Genomic DNA, 18,306 nt, shown 5'->3' with positions numbered 1-18,306 from the left:
TGTTTAACTAACTTACGCTTTAACGCGCTGAATATACTCGCCAAATGCGGTCAACTGACCGGTCAAATGATCTAACGTTCCCTGATCCACCACTTCTCCAGTCTGCGGGTCGACTTTATTCTGAATCACGCCGCCCATAAATTCCGGTTTATTCATCACCATCGCATCAAGGAACACCAGAATCTGGCGCAGATGATACTGGCAGCGCGCGCCGCCAATCGCTCCCATTGAGCTGGTCTGGATAAGAACGGGCTTACCCGCCAGCGGCTGCTCAGGCAGACGGGATAGCCAGTCGATGGCATTTTTCAGGCCGCCGGGAACGGAATAGTTATATTCCGGCGTCACAATGACGACGCCGTCGGCGTTGCGAATCTGCTCCGCCAGCGCCTCTACGCTGGCTGGAAATCCCTCTTCCTGCTGGATATCGGCGTCATACAGCGGAATATCCCCGATTGAAGGCAGCGGCGATACCGTCATTCCTGCCGGCGCGACTTTAGGCAGCGTACGCGCCACCATCCCGTTAAAGGAACCTTTGCGTAAACTTCCCAGCAATGTAACCACATTCAGCATTTCAGACATACGTGCCCCTTTTTTCATTATGAACGATTAAGCGTATACGATTTGGCGGCGGGGAGTTGGGCGAATCGCATCAGACGGCCGGTTGGCTCATTGGCGCGCGTCTGGATATCGGGCAGGCTTTTCCAGCCCAGTTTGCCATCGAACTCCCACACTTTTAATTTTTCTATCGCTGGCGTAACGGTTACGGACCATACCAGCACATCTTCCGCATCGCACACGGCTTCAAGCTGCGTGACATGCGCGCACTTCAGGCGTCCGGCAACGGGTAAAAGTTGCAGCTCCCGCGGATCGTCATTCATGACATCGCCGGTGAGTTTTAACACGCTCTGGCGCAATGTAATGAGTTGCGCTCGCGCTTCGTTGGGATCGTTTTGATTGGCTACCCATAAGTTTTCATTACGGGAGAAAGGGTGGCGTTCGAGCGAATGCGGATGGTGAAAGCCGCGGGAGGTGCGCTGTAATTCCATATCCAGCCCGCACTCTCCTTCGGTGGTCAACGCCACGCCAACCATATTTCCGGCGTAGGAGATAGAAAAACCTGGCAGATTTTTGTCACGAAACGCGGGTTTACCTTTCGCCTGAATAATGATTTCCGGCAGCTCGCTAATTCCGTACAGCATAAACATCAGTTCGGCAAGAAGGCCTCTGGAGGCGAGAAAACGCGTTCGTCGGTGAGCAGGCAGGTTTCTGGCTTCAATATGGCAAGACGAAGAGAGACGAATTGAAACCAACTGTCCCTCCGTAAGTATCCCTCTGGCAAAGTGAGTCGCCATTTTTCGCTCCGTGATTAATGGGCCGTGATAATGACGAGAGTAACATTAACGTAAATTATGGACAGGTTTTACGCGCTAAAAATTCAATTTCAGAAGGTTCTTTAATCAGACGGTGACATTTCTGGTAAGAGTAAGGTTAATTTATCAACGCAGGTGGTCAGATAAGGCGACGGCAGAGCGTGTTGATAGCCTGTCGTAGCCACACAATCTTGGGATTATGACTATTACGTTTGTGCCATAATAGGGTAAACGGCACCATCAGCTTTTCCCGCTGTTGCGCATCAAAAGGCAGGGGGCGCGCCACTAACGGTAGCTGGTGGAGCTGATTGTAGTGCTGGCAATAGCGCGGCGCGGTTGCTATCAGGGTGTGACCCGGCTGGGCGGCCATAAAGAGCGACTGCTCGAACCCCGGCAGGCTTAACGCGATATGGCGTTTGCGTCCCATTTCTTGTAGGACATCATCCAGCGCCCAGGTATCGCTTTGCTCCCAGCAAATACTGATATGCGGGTAGCGCAGAAAAGTGTCCAGATCCCACGCTTCGCGCAGTGCCGGATGATCTTCCTGCAGCCAGACCCACGGTAAATCGCTAAACAGTACCTCAAAGTCAATCGCGAGCGGCAACAGACTGATCAACTCTCGCGAGCGGGGATGGCTTTCGCGTCCGGTAAATCCGATATCGACTTTCCCGCGCGTAATCGCCTCCAGCGAGTCATAATCCCAGTTGCGAACCTTAATGGTAGCCTGCGGATAGCGCTGATAAATCTGCTGCGACAGTGAATTAAACATAATCATCATCAGCGGCGACTCTGCCGCCAACTCAAATTTTAAACCGCGCGGCGTTTGATGATGTGGCTTATCAAGCAGTTGATTCCCCATCTGCATCCAGTCCGCCAGACTTTGCTCCATACTGACCATCAGCGGCGTCGGCGCCAGGCCCAGCGGCGTATTGACGAACAGCGGATCGTCAAACCATGCCCGGAGTTTCGCCAGCGATTTGCTGACCGCAGAGGGCGTTACGTTCATCCGTTTTGCAGCTTTAGTGACGCTGCGCTCCTGCATGAGTAACTGTAGGCATAACAGCAGATTAAGATCGAGACTGGTAAGGGATTTCTTCATGCTCGGCTACGGACCTGTTGGGCGCGACGGAGAAGATCAGCAGAATACTCACTATGCTACAACCAATCAGAATCCCGATCAGCATATTCATCGCGCTGATACCGAGTATTGCCGCCAGCCAAATCCACAGTGATGAACCGCAAACCTGAGCGATACCCAGCGTGGAACTGGCCACTCCGGCGCGCAGCGAAAACGGCCCCAGCGCCTGGCTCATCGCGACGCCAAAACCAACCGAGAATCCGGCGCAGATAAGCGTCAGGCCAAAGAGCGTGACGGTATTGGTATGAGCAAGGCTTAACGTCACGCCAGCCGTCAAAAACAGCCCCTGTGAGACGAGCATTAAGGTTCGCGGCTTAAATAACCCAAGCGCAAAAGGGGTAGAAAAAGAGACGACCATGCTGACGCCTGCGGTGAGCGCCATGGTAATGGCATAGTCGCCACGGCTAAATCCCATCACCTCCATCAGCAGCACTGGAGAGGCATTGACGAAGGTCAGGATCACCGACACGCTAAGGGTGGTGATCGCTAGTCGACTAACGAAAAAACGGTTAACCAGCGACTCGGCGGCGGACGACGATGGTGATAAATCGCGTGGAGCCAGCCTTGCCGGGCGCGTCTCGCGCAGGATAAACAGTGATAACAGGCCCACCATAATGCCCATCGTGGACATCGTATAGAACAGACTTTGCCAGGGGAAACGAAGCATAATCAAATGCCCCATCACCGGGGCGAGTACCGGCACAATACAGGTAATCCCATTCAATAATGACAGCACTTTCGCCCGGCGATGCTCGTCGAGCGTGTCGCGCAGAATGGCGAACGCCACCACATAGCAGCCGCCTGCTCCTACCCCCTGAAGAAAACGCCCACTCAGAAATAGCGAGCCTTCCGACGCCCGTGAACAAAGCAGTGAGGCCATCATAAAGACGATCGCGCCGACGATCGCGACCGGCTTGCGGCCTGACTGGTCGGCTATCTTCCCGGCAAACAGCATGGCCGTCGCCATTCCGGCCAGGTAAACGGAGAAGGCGATATGCAACTGCGCCTCGCTGGCGTTCAGATCGGCGGCTATACGCGGTAAACCGACCAGATACATATCAATACCAGCAGGATAGAGTAAAACCAGGGCAAAACTACACAGTAGAAAACGTTTCATAGCGGCCTCACGAAAAGTGTGGCGCTAAGAATACGGGGCGACGTTGCGCGAGACGAGTTGTCATTTGGACAACAGTGATTTCCGCATGGGAAATCATTGCTGCCGGATGGCGGCGTAAACGCCTTATCCGGCTTACGGGTTTTGTAGGCCCGGTAAGCATCGCGCCACCGGGCAACACAACGTTATTTACCGATACAGAAGCTGGAGAAAATCCGTCCCAGCAGGTCGTCGGAGGTAAACTCGCCGGTAATCTCGCTTAAGCTTTGCTGCGCCAGGCGCAACTCTTCCGCCAGCAGTTCCCCCGCCCATGCGCCTAATAGCTGCGCTTTGCCCTGTTCAAGATGGTTAGCGGCTTCCGCCAGCGCCTGCAGGTGACGGCGGCGGGCCAGGAAGCCGCCTTCCATATTGGTATCAAACCCCATGCTCTGCTTGAGGTGGTTACGCAACACGTCGACGCCTTCGCCGGTACGCGCCGAGAGGCGAACCAGTGAGTGACCGTTTACTTCACTAATACCCAGCGTTTCGCCGGTGATATCCGCCTTGTTACGTACCACGGTAATCGGTAGATTTTTGGGCAGACGGGCGATAAAGTCCGGCCAGATGTCGGCAGGGTCAACGGCGTCCGTCGTGGTGCCATCCACCATAAACAGCACTCGATCGGCCTGTTCAATCTCCTGCCAGGCGCGTTCGATGCCGATACGCTCAACTTCGTCGTTGGCGTCGCGCAGTCCGGCGGTATCGATGATATGCAGCGGCATCCCGTCGATGTGGATGTGCTCGCGCAACACGTCGCGCGTGGTACCGGCGATATCGGTGACAATGGCCGCTTCACGGCCTGCCAGCGCATTCAGCAGGCTGGATTTCCCGGCATTCGGGCGTCCGGCAATCACTACCTTCATCCCTTCGCGCAGCAGGCTGCCCTGGCGCGCTTCGGTGCGCACGGCGTCAAGATCGGCGATGACGCCATTGAGCTGCGCTTCGATTTTGCCGTCAGAGAGAAAGTCGATCTCCTCATCCGGAAAATCAATAGCCGCTTCGACGTAGATTCGCAGGTGAGTAAGTGCTTCCACAAGGTGGTTAACGCGGGCGGAAAATGCCCCCTGTAACGAGTTTAGCGCCGAACGCGCCGCCTGTTCGGAACTGGCATCGATCAGGTCGGCAATGGCTTCCGCCTGGGCTAAATCGAGCTTATCGTTGAGGAACGCTCGCTCGGAGAACTCGCCCGGTCGGGCAATTCGCACGCCTGGAAGCGTCAGGATACGTTTTAACAGCAGGTCCAGAATCACCGGACCGCCGTGCCCTTGTAGCTCCAGCACATCTTCACCGGTGAAGGAGTTCGGGCCGGGGAACCACAGCGCAATACCCTGATCCAGCGCGCTGCCGTCAACATCTTTAAACGGCAGGTAGTCGGCATAGCGCGGCTTCGGCAGCTTGCCCAGCACCTCTTGCGCAACGTCGCGCGCCTTCAGACCGGAAATACGCAGGATACCCACGCCACCGCGTCCCGGTGGGGTTGCCTGGGCGACGATAGTGTCGTTATGGCTCATGGTTAGTCTCAACTTTGTTGCAATAAAAAAAGGCGGTCATATGACCGCCTTTTGATTGTAGGCCTGATAAGCGTTAGCGCCATCAGGCTGACCGGCGCGCCTTGCCGGATGGCGGCTTCGCCTTATCCGGCCTACACCGAATCAGGATTTTTTCTTCTCGCGGCTATGCAGGCCACGCTTCTCCAGACCACGGTAAATCAGCTGCTGCTGAATGATGGTGACCAGGTTGCTGACGATATAGTACAGCACCAGACCTGACGGGAACCACAGGAAGAACACTGTAAAGATGACCGGCATAAAGGTCATGATCTTCTGCTGCATCGGGTCGGTCACGGTGGTCGGCGACATCTTCTGAATGAAGAACATCGTTACGCCCATCAGGATCGGCAGAATGTAGTACGGGTCCTGTGCAGACAGGTCATGAATCCACAGCGCGAACGGCGCATGACGCAGTTCAATGGAACCCATCAGCATGTAGTACAACGCCAGGAAGATAGGCATCTGGATGATCAGCGGGAAGCAGCCGCCCAGCGGGTTAACCTTCTCCGCTTTGTACAGGGCCATCATCTCCTGGCTTTGGCGCTGTTTATCATCGCCAAGACGTTCGCGCATCGCCTGAATTTTCGGCTGCAGCATACGCATCTTCGCCATTGACGTGTACTGCGCTTTGGTCAGCGGGTACATGATACCGCGAACGATAAAGGTAATGATGATAATGGAGAAGCCCCAGTTGCCCACAAAGCTGTGGATCCACTTCAGCAACTTGAACAGCGGCTGAGAGATGAACCACAACCAGCCGTAGTCCACGGTCAAATCCAGGTGCGGTGCAACAGCCGCCATTTTATCCTGAATTTCCGGGCCGACCCACAGGGTGCTGGTCATCGCGCCAGTCTGGCCTGGCTGTACCAGTACCGGCTGCGCTTTATAGCCGATAGCGACAATGCCGTTACCCAGATTGGCGGTGTAGAAATTGTTGGTGCCGTCGTTACGCGGAATCCATGCGGTAGCGAAATACTGCTGCAACATTGCCACCCAACCGCCTTTGGAGCTGACGTTGAGGTTTTCGTTATCGGCAATGGTGTCGAATTTGTATTTCTCATACTTCTCATCCGGCGTGGAGTACGCTGCGCCGCGGAACGTATGCAACGCAAAGTTGCTACTGCCGGTGTCGCGATGAGGAGGCAGGTTGACGGATTGTTTTAACTGACCAAAGGTGGAGACTTCCAGCGGTTTTTCGCCGGTGTTCTGCACGCTATAGTTCACGTTAACCGCATAATCGCCACGCTTAAAGACAAACGTTTTGGTAAACGTGTTGCCTGCGGCGTCAGTATAAGTCATCGGAACCTGCAGTTCGTTCTGACCGTCGGCCAGTACAAACGCATCTTTCTCGACGTTGTACAGCGGACGCGGGCCGTTCGCCGGGTTATCCGGGCCGTCGCGGCCTGTCAGGCCGCTTTGCGCCTGATAGATAAACTGCGGGGTGGTTTCCAGCAGCTGGAACGGTTCGTTGGAACCCAGTTCTTTCGGGTAAGCCGGGAGCAAGGCCTGCTCGACATCACCACCACGGGTGTTGATAGTCAAATCAAGCACATCGGTTTTCACCGTAATCATTTTCCCCTGGCCACTGGCTGGTACGCCCTGGTCGGCGGCGCTACCCGCTGCGGTGGTCGTTGTCTGCATGGTCTGTTGAGTCTGAGGTTGCGGATTTTTATCCTGCTCCCAGGCTTGCCAGATCATGAAAGACACGAACAGCAAAGCGATGACTAAAAGATTGCGTTGCGAATCCATCGTTAGTGTTCTCTGGTATCAAATGGTCCGGGCGGGACGGGATCGTCACCACCAGGGTGTAAAGGGTGGCATTTTAATACGCGTTTCACCGTCAACCAACTGCCTTTTATCACTCCAAACCTGCGCAATGCCTCAATTCCGTAGCTTGAGCACGTTGGCGTGAAACGACAATGCGGCCCAAGCAGCGGACTGATCAGGCGTTGATAGACCCGAATAAGGGCTATCAGGACCCGCGAGCCAGGCGACAGTGGCGGCGCCATAATTTTTCCAACGCTTCCGAGAGAGCACGGTTATCGAGGTCGGCAACCCCTTTTTTCGCCACCACCACGAAATCCATTGCAGGAAGTTCATGCTGGCGCAGACGGAAGCTTTCACGCGTCAGACGTTTAATCCGGTTGCGTTCATGCGCACGTCGAACATTTTTCTTGGCGACGGTAAGACCGATACGGGGATGCCCCAGCGAATTCAGGCGGCCGAGGATGGTGATTTGCGGCGTGCCAGCCCGTTGAGGTTGCTGGAAGACGAATGTGAAATGAGCGGGAGTTAACAAACGTAACTCCCTGGGAAATGCGAGCTTAACCACTCAGGGGTTAGCTTTATTACTTGGAAACGGTCAGACGAGCGCGGCCTTTAGCACGACGACGTGCCAGAACCTGACGACCATTTTTAGTAGCCATACGAGCACGGAAGCCGTGAGAACGGTTGCGCTTCAGTACAGACGGTTGAAAAGTGCGTTTCATGGCGATTTCTACCTAAACTTGAATAAATTCACTGACTTTTGCGTATACCCGAACAAACTTTGAACGACTTACGCCACAGTGTGGGTGATTAAAGAGGCCGGATTGTAATAATTGTACACTCCGGAGTCAATTCTCTTTCCTTACTTTCCCGCGATTTTCCACGCCTTTTTGTGCGGAAAATAAGCAGCGTTGACGCCATATGACGGGCATTGCGCGACGGGTGGAGAATTATACGGACTGCCAGGTAAAGCGCAAGGATCGCCCTGGATCTTTATGCGATCTTTTAGGCGTCTGCTCACCTTTACATATTAATTTTTTCAATATGCGCGCGAAAGCGTACAGGAGTTCCCCTGGATCGATTACACTTATCCTTTCCTGGAAAGCCCTGTGGATAAATCGGGAAGAATCTGTGAGAAACAGAAGATCTCTTGCTCAGTTTAGGCTATGATCCGCGGTCCTGATCGTTTCAAACGATCCTGGTCAGGCATGAACACGAAATCTTTCAGACTGCGTGAAGTCGCGATCGTTTGAAAGATCCGTGAAAACCGCAGACAGCGGTTAGTGCGTCACCCTTCATGCAGGGTCTTATCGACGTGCGCCAACAATCATTAATGTATCAGCCTTTGTCATTTATCGACTTTTGTTCGAGTGGAGTCCGCCGTGTCACTTTCGCTTTGGCAGCAGTGTCTTGCCCGATTGCAGGATGAGTTACCAGCCACAGAATTCAGTATGTGGATACGCCCGTTGCAGGCGGAACTGAGCGATAACACGCTGGCTTTGTATGCGCCAAACCGTTTTGTGCTCGATTGGGTAAGAGATAAGTACCTCAACAATATCAATGGATTACTCAACACATTCTGCGGCGCGGATGCCCCACAACTGCGTTTTGAAGTGGGAACAAAGCCCGTTACGCAAACGCTAAAAACGCCTGTGCATAACGTTGTCGCGCCTACGCAGACAACGACGGCGCAACCGCAGCGCGTAGCGCCCGCGGCCCGTTCGGGCTGGGATAACGTACCAGCGCCGGCGGAGCCGACCTACCGCTCCAACGTCAATGTTAAGCATACATTTGATAACTTCGTCGAAGGTAAATCCAACCAACTGGCGCGCGCGGCGGCACGTCAGGTGGCGGATAATCCTGGCGGCGCCTATAACCCGTTATTCCTCTATGGCGGCACCGGTCTGGGTAAAACTCACCTGCTGCACGCGGTGGGTAACGGCATTATGGCGCGCAAACCCAACGCGAAAGTCGTGTATATGCACTCCGAGCGCTTTGTGCAGGACATGGTAAAAGCCCTGCAAAATAACGCCATCGAAGAGTTTAAACGCTACTACCGCTCCGTTGACGCATTGCTGATCGACGATATTCAATTCTTCGCCAATAAAGAACGATCCCAGGAAGAGTTTTTCCACACCTTTAACGCTCTGCTGGAAGGCAATCAGCAGATCATTTTGACGTCGGATCGCTATCCGAAAGAGATCAACGGCGTTGAGGATCGTCTCAAGTCCCGCTTTGGTTGGGGGCTGACAGTGGCGATCGAACCACCAGAGCTGGAAACCCGCGTGGCGATCCTGATGAAAAAAGCGGACGAAAATGATATTCGTCTGCCAGGCGAAGTAGCGTTCTTTATCGCCAAGCGTCTACGCTCTAACGTACGTGAACTGGAAGGCGCGCTGAACCGGGTGATCGCCAATGCCAACTTTACCGGCCGGGCGATTACTATCGACTTTGTGCGCGAAGCGCTGCGCGATTTACTGGCGTTGCAGGAAAAACTGGTCACCATCGACAATATTCAGAAGACGGTGGCCGAGTATTACAAAATCAAAATTGCGGATCTGCTTTCTAAGCGTCGATCTCGCTCGGTAGCACGTCCGCGCCAGATGGCTATGGCGCTGGCAAAAGAGCTCACCAACCACAGTCTGCCGGAAATCGGCGATGCGTTTGGCGGGCGCGACCACACTACCGTACTTCATGCCTGTCGTAAAATTGAGCAACTGCGTGAAGAAAGCCACGATATCAAAGAAGATTTTTCGAATTTAATCAGAACATTGTCGTCGTGATCCTATGAAATTTACCGTTGAACGTGAACATTTATTAAAACCGCTTCAGCAGGTCAGCGGCCCGCTGGGCGGTCGTCCTACGCTGCCGATTCTCGGTAACCTGCTCCTCCAGGTAGCGGACGGTACGCTTTCTCTGACCGGCACCGATCTTGAAATGGAGATGGTCGCGCGCGTTACGCTTTCTCAGCCGCATGAGCCAGGCGCCACTACCGTGCCGGCGCGGAAATTCTTTGATATCTGCCGCGGCCTGCCGGAGGGCGCGGAGATTGCCGTTCAGTTGGAAGGCGATCGGATGCTGGTGCGTTCTGGCCGTAGCCGCTTCTCGCTGTCTACGCTGCCTGCCGCCGATTTCCCGAATCTTGACGACTGGCAAAGCGAAGTTGAATTTACGCTGCCGCAGGCCACGATGAAGCGCCTGATTGAAGCGACCCAGTTTTCGATGGCCCATCAGGATGTGCGCTACTACTTAAACGGTATGCTGTTTGAAACGGAAGGTAGCGAACTGCGCACTGTTGCGACCGACGGCCACCGTCTGGCGGTGTGCTCAATGCCGCTGGAGGCGTCTTTACCTAGCCACTCGGTGATTGTGCCGCGTAAAGGCGTGATTGAACTGATGCGTATGCTCGACGGTGGCGAAAACCCGCTGCGCGTGCAGATCGGCAGTAATAATATCCGCGCGCACGTCGGCGACTTTATCTTTACCTCGAAGCTGGTGGATGGTCGTTTCCCGGATTACCGTCGCGTATTGCCGAAGAATCCGGATAAACATCTGGAAGCGGGCTGCGATATCCTCAAGCAGGCGTTTGCCCGCGCAGCAATCCTCTCGAATGAGAAATTCCGCGGCGTGCGTCTGTACGTCAGTGAGAATCAGCTCAAAATCACCGCCAATAACCCGGAACAGGAAGAAGCGGAAGAGATTCTGGACGTGAGCTATGGCGGGACGGAGATGGAAATCGGCTTTAACGTCAGTTACGTGCTGGACGTGCTCAATGCGCTGAAGTGCGAAACCGTGCGCATTATGCTGACGGATTCCGTATCCAGCGTACAGATTGAGGATGCGGCGTCACAGTCGGCTGCCTATGTTGTTATGCCAATGCGCTTGTAAAGAATATCGGGCTATCTTACTTGTTATTCTGGCTCCGGGCAGTGCTCGCACAAAATACGAAGTATTTTGGACGTCTTATGGACGGCCCGAAGGGCGAGCGCAGCGAGCAATCCTCACGTACTCCAGTACGCTCCGGTTGCTGTGCGCTGGCCGTAACCAGACTAACTGCGCCGATAACGCCCTGGTTATGAGTTGATATGTCGCTATCCAGACTGCTAATCAAAGACTTCCGCAACATAGAAAATGCGGATCTCGCTTTATCCCCCGGCTTTAATTTCCTGGTTGGCGCCAACGGTAGCGGCAAAACCAGCGTGCTGGAAGCTATTTATACGCTTGGCCACGGTCGGGCGTTTCGCAGTTTGCAGCCTGGCCGCGTGATTCGTCATGAGCAGGAAGCGTTTGTTCTTCACGGGCGCCTGCAGGGCGAAGAGCGTGAGACGTCGATTGGCTTAACCAAAGATAAGCAGGGCGACAGCAAAGTCCGTATCGACGGTACCGACGGTCACAAGATCGCGGAGCTGGCGCATTTAATGCCGATGCAGTTGATTACGCCGGAGGGGTTTACTTTACTCAACGGCGGCCCCAAATACAGAAGAGCGTTCCTTGACTGGGGATGCTTTCACAACGAAGCCGGATTCTTCACCGCTTGGAGCAACCTGAAACGATTGCTGAAACAGCGTAACGCCGCGCTGCGCCAGGTGAGCCGTTATGAGCAATTGCGCCCGTGGGATAAAGAGCTGATTCCGTTGGCGGAACAAATTAGTACCTGGCGGGCGGAGTACAGTAGCGCTATCGCACAGGACATGGCGGATACCTGTCAGCAGTTTTTACCTGAATTTTCCCTGACGTTCTCTTTCCAGCGCGGCTGGGAGAAAGAGACAGACTATGCGGACGTGCTGGAGCGAAGCTTTGAGCGTGACCGTATGTTGACCTACACCGCGCACGGGCCGCATAAAGCGGACTTTCGCATTCGCGCTGACGGCGCGCCGGTGGAAGATACCCTGTCGCGCGGTCAGCTAAAGTTGTTGATGTGCGCCTTACGTCTGGCGCAGGGCGAGTTCCTTACCCGCGAAAGCGGGCGGCGCTGCCTGTACCTGATAGATGATTTTGCCTCTGAACTTGACGATGCGCGTCGCGGACTGCTGGCCAGCCGCTTAAAAGCCACGCAATCGCAGGTCTTTGTCAGCGCAATTAGCGCTGAACACGTTATAGACATGTCGGATGAAAATTCGAAGATGTTTACCGTGGAAAAGGGTAAAATAACGGATTAACCCAAGATTAAATGAGCGAGAAACGTTGATGTCGAATTCTTATGACTCCTCCAGTATCAAAGTCCTGAAAGGGCTGGATGCGGTGCGTAAGCGCCCGGGTATGTATATCGGCGACACGGATGACGGCACCGGTCTGCACCACATGGTATTCGAGGTGGTAGATAACGCTATCGACGAAGCGCTCGCGGGTCACTGTAAAGATATCGTCGTGACTATTCACGCCGATAACTCCGTGTCCGTAACGGATGATGGCCGTGGCATTCCGACCGGGATTCATCCGGAAGAAGGCGTCTCGGCGGCGGAAGTGATCATGACCGTTCTGCACGCGGGCGGTAAATTTGACGATAACTCCTATAAAGTCTCCGGTGGTCTGCACGGGGTGGGCGTCTCGGTAGTCAACGCTCTGTCGCAAAAACTGGAGCTGGTTATCCAGCGAGATGGCAAAATTCACCGTCAGATCTACGAGCACGGCGTGCCGCAGGCACCCCTGGCCGTCACTGGCGATACCGATAAAACCGGCACGATGGTACGTTTCTGGCCGAGCCACGAAACCTTCACTAACGTCACTGAATTTGAATATGAGATCCTGGCGAAACGCCTGCGTGAACTGTCATTCCTGAACTCAGGCGTTTCCATCCGCCTGCGCGACAAGCGCGATGGCAAAGAAGATCATTTCCACTACGAAGGCGGCATCAAGGCGTTTGTTGAATATCTCAACAAGAATAAAACGCCGATCCACCCGAATATCTTCTATTTCTCCACCGAAAAAGACGGTATCGGCGTGGAAGTAGCGCTGCAGTGGAACGATGGTTTCCAGGAAAACATCTACTGCTTTACCAACAACATTCCGCAGCGCGACGGCGGTACTCACCTGGCAGGCTTCCGTGCGGCGATGACCCGCACGCTGAACGCCTACATGGACAAAGAAGGCTACAGCAAAAAAGCCAAAGTCAGCGCCACCGGCGACGATGCCCGTGAAGGTCTGATTGCGGTGGTTTCCGTAAAAGTGCCGGACCCGAAATTCTCCTCACAGACCAAAGATAAGCTGGTCTCTTCCGAGGTGAAATCGGCGGTAGAACAGCAGATGAACGAACTGCTGAGCGAATACCTGCTGGAAAACCCATCTGACGCGAAAATCGTCGTCGGCAAAATTATCGACGCCGCGCGTGCGCGTGAAGCGGCGCGTCGCGCCCGTGAAATGACCCGTCGTAAAGGCGCGCTGGATTTAGCCGGTCTGCCGGGCAAACTGGCGGATTGTCAGGAACGCGACCCGGCGCTGTCCGAACTGTACCTGGTGGAAGGGGACTCCGCGGGCGGCTCTGCGAAGCAGGGGCGTAACCGCAAGAACCAGGCGATTCTGCCGCTGAAAGGTAAAATCCTTAACGTCGAGAAAGCGCGCTTCGACAAGATGCTTTCCTCCCAGGAAGTGGCGACGCTGATCACCGCGCTGGGCTGCGGTATCGGTCGCGACGAGTACAACCCGGACAAGCTGCGCTATCACAGCATCATCATCATGACCGATGCGGACGTCGACGGCTCGCACATCCGTACGCTGCTGTTGACCTTCTTCTATCGTCAGATGCCGGAAATCGTCGAGCGCGGCCACGTTTACATTGCCCAGCCGCCGCTGTACAAAGTGAAGAAAGGCAAGCAGGAACAGTACATCAAAGACGACGAAGCGATGGATCAGTACCAGATTTCCATCGCGCTTGACGGTGCGACTCTGCACGCGAACGCTCATGCGCCAGCGCTATCCGGCGAAGCGTTAGAAAAACTGGTCTCTGAATATAACGCCACGCAGAAAATGATTGGTCGTATGGAGCGTCGCTTCCCGAAAGCGCTGCTCAAAGAGCTGGTGTATCAGCCAACTCTGACCGAAGCCGATCTTTCTGATGAGCAGACTGTAACGCGTTGGGTGAATGCGCTGATTACCGAGCTGAATGAGAAAGAGCAGCACGGCAGTCAGTGGAAGTTCGATGTTCATACTAATACGGAACAGAATCTGTTCGAGCCGATCGTTCGCGTGCGTACGCATGGCGTGGATACCGATTATCCGTTGGATCACGAGTTTGTGACCGGCGCGGAATATCGTCGTATCTGCACGCTGGGCGAGAAGCTGCGCGGTCTGATTGAAGAGGACGCGTTCATCGAACGCGGCGAGCGTCGCCAGCCGGTAACCAGCTTCGAGCAGGCGCTGGAGTGGCTGGTGAAAGAATCACGTCGCGGTCTGGCTATCCAGCGTTATAAAGGTCTGGGTGAAATGAACCCGGATCAGCTGTGGGAAACCACCATGGACCCGGAAAGCCGCCGTATGCTGCGCGTGACCGTCAAAGATGCAATTGCTGCCGACCAGCTGTTCACTACGCTGATGGGTGATGCCGTTGAGCCGCGTCGTGCCTTTATCGAGGAGAACGCCCTGAAAGCGGCGAACATCGATATTTAACCTGCCTTAATCCCCGGCCCGCCGCTGGCTGGCCAGGGCATCATGATGTTCATCCATATATCTGAATAGAAACTCTTTAAAGCGCTGCGTGGCGGGCGTTTGCGCGCGCCACGCATGGAAATAAAGGTTCATATTGCGCCGCAGCGGAGGCGTGAGCGAACAGGTCGCTAATTGATAGCTTTTGGCGTAATGGCGGGAAAAGGTTTCGGCGATCACCACGCCTTCACACTGCGCCGCCAGCGACATGGCGGTCGCCATATGTTCCACCGTCATTTTGGGCTTAATGCGCACGCCAGCGGTCGCGGAGATCATCGGAACGGATTCGTTGCCAACGGCGATCAGCTCTTCGCTCTGAATCTCTTCCCAGCGCACCGTTTTTTTATGCAGCCGATAGTCCGGATGGCAGTACAGGGCGATTTCCGTTGTGAACAGCGTTTGTTTGTCGATTTCCGGTTCCAGCGGCCGCTCCGGGCCGATACCAAAATCGGCTTCTCCCAACATAATGCTTTTTTGTAATTGCGACATGGGCTTATCAATAAGCTGTACGTGGGTATGCGGATGCTGCCGCTTAAAGGCATGGATGATTTGCGGCAGAAAAGCACAGGCGATCAGCGGCGCGCCGACCACCCGCACCAGGGATTTTTTGATCTCTTTCAGGTCGCGGGCATAATTTTCGGCCCGTTGAAACTCTTCAACAACCCGCATGGCGGCGGGTAAAAACTTTTCGCCGTCGGGCGATAGCTTCACCACGCGCGAAGTGCGGTCGAAAAGGGAAACCTCCATCTGGCTTTCCATTTCGTTGATTAAACCGCTAACAGCTCCCTGCGTGATGCACAGATATTTGCTGGCGGCGGTAAAACTACGCAAATCCGCGACGGCCAGAAACGCGCGAAATTGCCGGATAGTTAAATTCATTTGCCACCTGTGTTACCCCTTTACTGAGAGGATTTTATCTCAGGCTGGATAAGGTCGCGTTGATACGACTCGCAAATACAGGGTGTCTGCCTGCGGCGCAGGCAGACAGTTGGCTTATTTTACGGTGATGGTTGGTGATTTTTTCATGGTTTCTTCGGTCAGTTCCTGGCCGATGCCGGGAAGCTCCGAGACTTCGTACATGCCGTTCTTCGGCAGGTAGTTGTATTTACAGGTCTGTGTATTCGGCTCCAGCAGCGCATACCGGTGCAGTTCGTGGATGACGAAGTTAGGGATTGCGGTTTCCATATGCAGCGCCACTGCTGTGGAAATCGGCCCGCCGCAAACGTGGATTTGCACCGTTTTGTCATAAACATGCGCCATATCGCAGATTTTCTTCACTTCGGTGATGCCGCCGCAGGTACAAATATCGGGCTGGATCACGCTCAGGCTGCCGTTTTCCAGGAAAGGACGGTATCCCCAGCGCCAGTAAATGCGTTCGCCAGCCGCCAGTGGAATATTAATTTTATCAGCCACTTGTTTCATTTGTCCGGGGTTTAACGGCATGACCGGTTCCTCGTAGTAGAAGATGCCCAGCTCTTCTATCATGCGGCCAAACTGAATCGCCGAGGTGGTATCCGTAAAGGCATGCATTTCGGCGATGATATCCACGTCCGGGCCGACTGCATCGCGAATGGCGGCCATACGGTCGTAGCCCAGACGCAGGATTTTATCGGTGAGAGGCCCGTTGAGGTTTTGCTGGTTCCAGTTGCCGTGGCGATCCATTGCGACGGTATCCACTTTTATCGCGTCATAGCCTTCGCTGACGGCGGTCAGCGCCGCCTGTGCATACTGCTCCGGCTCGGTCAGCATATCTTTATCGCTGCCGTCCCCCCAACCAAACTGTAACTGACTGGCGTAGGTTCTGATTTTCTCGCGGCTTTTGCCGCCAAGCATTTTATACAGCGGCACGCCCCACGCTTTGCCTTTGATATCCCACAGCGCGATATCGATACCGCTCATTGCTGCGGAAAAGATGCCGCCGCCGCCTTGTCCCCAGAACGTCTTTTTGAGCATCTTTTCCCAGATGGCTTCGTTATTCATCGGGTCCATGCCGATGATAATGGCGGCTAAATCTTTTGCCATGCCGATGCCTGCGGAGGCGCCGACGCCGTAGGCCAACCCGACTTCGCCAAAACCGGAAATGCCCTCGTCGGTATTAATTTTTACCACCACCGGACGCCATTTGCTGGTGGCGGACGCAAAATCATTAGCAACATCAATAATATCAATGCTGGTAATTTTCATCATTTACTCCTTGTGATTAATATTTTTTAATCGTTAAAACGAATGCAGATACCACGGCGATAGCGCTGATGAAAACCAGACATAATAAGCCGCCGGTATAGGTTCCTGTAATAGAGATAAATAAACCGATAAATACTGGTGATAATGATGACAGGCCGTTCGCGACGCCGTTCATTACGCCGCTGGCGGCGGAAATAGATTTCCCGGACACCATCCCTTGTAATAATGTCCACGCAACAGGCGTACCCATCGTGCAAAAAGCGACGGCGAAGGAGAGTAGTACCGCTGACATATATTTGTGTTCGGTTATTGTGCCGAAATAGATACTGATACCGGCGAAAAACATTAACACCATTAATATGGGGGCGCTGCGTCCTATTTTATCGACGAAGACGCCCGCGGCGGCTTTGGAAAATATCGACAAGACAAACGGCAGCGACGCTAGCCAGCCCATTTCTGCCCAGCTAAATCCTCTGGCTGATTTAAGATAGGTTGGCAGCCAGGTAATCATCCCCCAGTACAGGCATTGCAGACACAGGTACCACAGCACCAGCAACCAGTAGCAATAGTTGGTAATCACCGGTTTTACCCGCAACATAAAACTTTCGCTGCTGCTTGCGCTTTCCGTTTCCTGCCCGGCTTTGATATAAGCCAGTTCCTGCTCGCTGATACTTTTATGTTGTTCTGGTTTATCAGCAACATATCGCCAAAGTAGCCAGAGTGGGATTAACCCGAGAGCGGCGCATAAAAAGAAGTTGGAACGCCAGCCGTGGGTGCCTATCCACCAGGTGAAAAAAGGCATCGCAATGGCGGGCGCGACCGACTGGCCGACGATCCACGCTGCGTTTGCCCGGCCACGCTCCTGCTTCGGAAACCAGTTTTTAATAAATACGCTTTGCAGCGGATAATAAAAACCCTCTCCGATACCCAGTAATATGCGGCAAATAATAATTAATGCAAACGATGTCGCAACTCCGCCAATAATTAAGGCGATGGTCCAGATTAGGATACAAAGCATCATCGCTTTTCTCGGACCAAGGTAGTCGCCAAGTGGTGATAATACAACATTAGCGATACCATAAGCGGCAAGAAAAACGGTCATCATCATGCCAATTTGCAATGGCATGCCTTCAATACCCATATAGGCTAAGAAGGGTTCGTTTGCGGCTAATACCGAAACATTAACGCGGTCGAGATAGGCAATGAATATTCCAATAAACAGACAGGCAACGATTAAAAATCTTTTCCTGCCAGGCGGGGCGGTAAGGGCCATCGACATTTGGCGATCTCCTTTAATTAAATTAACATCATTTTTGTTTATTTTTACAATAGGGTGATTCATGACCAGGGTAACAATATCGATGAGATTAGAAAAACGGTATTTTCTGTTTGATTAATGAGGTTATCTAATAAATGTGAGTATTCACTGCACAAAACTCGCCTTCTGTACTGAGCAAAAGAGGAAGGTTTGTCTTATTCTTTAGCCCCGTTTATCCCTGACTCTTT

16 protein-coding genes are annotated in these 18,306 nt (G+C 53.7%); 4 read left to right on the top strand and 12 right to left on the bottom strand.

The annotated features are described in order from the left end of the window. Positions 1 to 12: 12 nt before the first annotated feature. From AAYN39_RS00150 to rpmH, 9 genes are all read right to left on the bottom strand, one after another. A complete protein-coding gene (locus AAYN39_RS00150) occupies positions 13 to 597 on the bottom strand; it encodes an NAD(P)H-dependent oxidoreductase (RefSeq protein ID WP_021013212.1) in 585 nt (194 codons plus the stop codon). Then, positions 597 to 1,352, bottom strand: coding sequence for a 4'-phosphopantetheinyl transferase superfamily protein (locus AAYN39_RS00145; RefSeq protein ID WP_000190678.1), 756 nt, complete (start codon positions 1,350 to 1,352; stop codon positions 597 to 599). Before AAYN39_RS00145 ends, AAYN39_RS00150 begins: the two co-directional genes overlap by 1 nt. 157 nt (positions 1,353 to 1,509) lie before the next feature. Next, positions 1,510 to 2,469: an HTH-type transcriptional regulator YidZ gene (gene yidZ / locus AAYN39_RS00140; protein ID WP_000749373.1), complete on the bottom strand. Its 960-nt coding sequence runs from the start codon at positions 2,467 to 2,469 to the stop codon at positions 1,510 to 1,512. Next, entirely contained in the window at positions 2,438 to 3,625 is a 1,188-nt protein-coding gene (locus AAYN39_RS00135) for an MFS transporter (RefSeq protein ID WP_000819608.1), read from the bottom strand. Before AAYN39_RS00135 ends, yidZ begins: the two co-directional genes overlap by 32 nt. Positions 3,626 to 3,807: 182 nt before the next feature. Next, on the bottom strand, positions 3,808 to 5,172 hold the full coding sequence (gene mnmE / locus AAYN39_RS00130; RefSeq protein WP_000019075.1) for a tRNA uridine-5-carboxymethylaminomethyl(34) synthesis GTPase MnmE: 1,365 nt from the start codon (positions 5,170 to 5,172) through the stop codon (positions 3,808 to 3,810). Between the two features lie 141 nt (positions 5,173 to 5,313). Further along, on the bottom strand, positions 5,314 to 6,960 hold the full coding sequence (yidC, locus tag AAYN39_RS00125; protein ID WP_000378272.1) for a membrane protein insertase YidC: 1,647 nt from the start codon (positions 6,958 to 6,960) through the stop codon (positions 5,314 to 5,316). A 2-nt stretch (positions 6,961 to 6,962) separates the two neighbouring features. Continuing rightward, a complete protein-coding gene (gene yidD, locus AAYN39_RS00120) occupies positions 6,963 to 7,220 on the bottom strand; it encodes a membrane protein insertion efficiency factor YidD (protein WP_001307474.1) in 258 nt (85 codons plus the stop codon). After that, positions 7,184 to 7,543, bottom strand: a complete 360-nt coding sequence (gene rnpA / locus AAYN39_RS00115; RefSeq protein ID WP_000239725.1) for a ribonuclease P protein component — start codon at positions 7,541 to 7,543, stop codon at positions 7,184 to 7,186. The genes yidD and rnpA overlap by 37 nt, the downstream gene beginning before the upstream one ends. Positions 7,544 to 7,559: 16 nt before the next feature. Beyond that, positions 7,560 to 7,700: a 50S ribosomal protein L34 gene (rpmH, locus tag AAYN39_RS00110; protein WP_000831330.1), complete on the bottom strand. Its 141-nt coding sequence runs from the start codon at positions 7,698 to 7,700 to the stop codon at positions 7,560 to 7,562. A 660-nt stretch (positions 7,701 to 8,360) separates the two neighbouring features. Between rpmH and dnaA the strand changes: the two genes are divergently transcribed. The 4 genes from dnaA to gyrB all read left to right on the top strand — a co-directional run bounded on the left by dnaA (position 8,361) and on the right by gyrB (position 14,580). Next, the gene (dnaA, locus tag AAYN39_RS00105) at positions 8,361 to 9,761 is read left to right on the top strand and encodes a chromosomal replication initiator protein DnaA (RefSeq protein WP_000059095.1); all 1,401 of its coding nucleotides are present in this window, start codon (positions 8,361 to 8,363) and stop codon (positions 9,759 to 9,761) included. 4 nt (positions 9,762 to 9,765) lie between these two features. After that, complete coding sequence (gene dnaN, locus AAYN39_RS00100; protein ID WP_000673474.1) at positions 9,766 to 10,866, top strand: DNA polymerase III subunit beta; 1,101 nt, start codon at positions 9,766 to 9,768, stop codon at positions 10,864 to 10,866. 197 nt (positions 10,867 to 11,063) lie between these two features. Next, positions 11,064 to 12,137 (top strand): DNA replication/repair protein RecF, encoded by a 1,074-nt coding sequence (gene recF, locus AAYN39_RS00095; RefSeq protein ID WP_000059373.1) that lies wholly within the window; start codon positions 11,064 to 11,066, stop codon positions 12,135 to 12,137. 28 nt (positions 12,138 to 12,165) lie between these two features. Further along, complete coding sequence (gene gyrB / locus AAYN39_RS00090; protein ID WP_000072047.1) at positions 12,166 to 14,580, top strand: DNA topoisomerase (ATP-hydrolyzing) subunit B; 2,415 nt, start codon at positions 12,166 to 12,168, stop codon at positions 14,578 to 14,580. A 6-nt stretch (positions 14,581 to 14,586) separates the two neighbouring features. Here the strand turns inward: gyrB and AAYN39_RS00085 are convergent, their stop codons facing one another. From AAYN39_RS00085 to AAYN39_RS00075, 3 genes are all read right to left on the bottom strand, one after another. Next, positions 14,587 to 15,495, bottom strand: a complete 909-nt coding sequence (locus tag AAYN39_RS00085) for a LysR family transcriptional regulator (protein ID WP_001054598.1) — start codon at positions 15,493 to 15,495, stop codon at positions 14,587 to 14,589. Between the two features lie 114 nt (positions 15,496 to 15,609). Beyond that, on the bottom strand, positions 15,610 to 16,803 hold the full coding sequence (locus tag AAYN39_RS00080; protein ID WP_000975831.1) for a mandelate racemase/muconate lactonizing enzyme family protein: 1,194 nt from the start codon (positions 16,801 to 16,803) through the stop codon (positions 15,610 to 15,612). 13 nt (positions 16,804 to 16,816) lie between these two features. After that, positions 16,817 to 18,079 carry an MFS transporter gene (locus tag AAYN39_RS00075; RefSeq protein ID WP_000061243.1) on the bottom strand — a complete coding sequence of 421 codons (1,263 nt, stop codon included), beginning with the start codon at positions 18,077 to 18,079 and terminating at the stop codon, positions 16,817 to 16,819. Between the last annotated feature and the right edge of the window lie 227 nt (positions 18,080 to 18,306).

It is taken from the genome of Salmonella sp. K21076, from assembly GCF_039650795.1.
GTDB lineage: Bacteria > Pseudomonadota > Gammaproteobacteria > Enterobacterales > Enterobacteriaceae > Salmonella > Salmonella enterica.
Note: the sequence above shows the minus strand (reverse complement) of the source record. Positions and strands in the feature narration are given on the sequence as shown.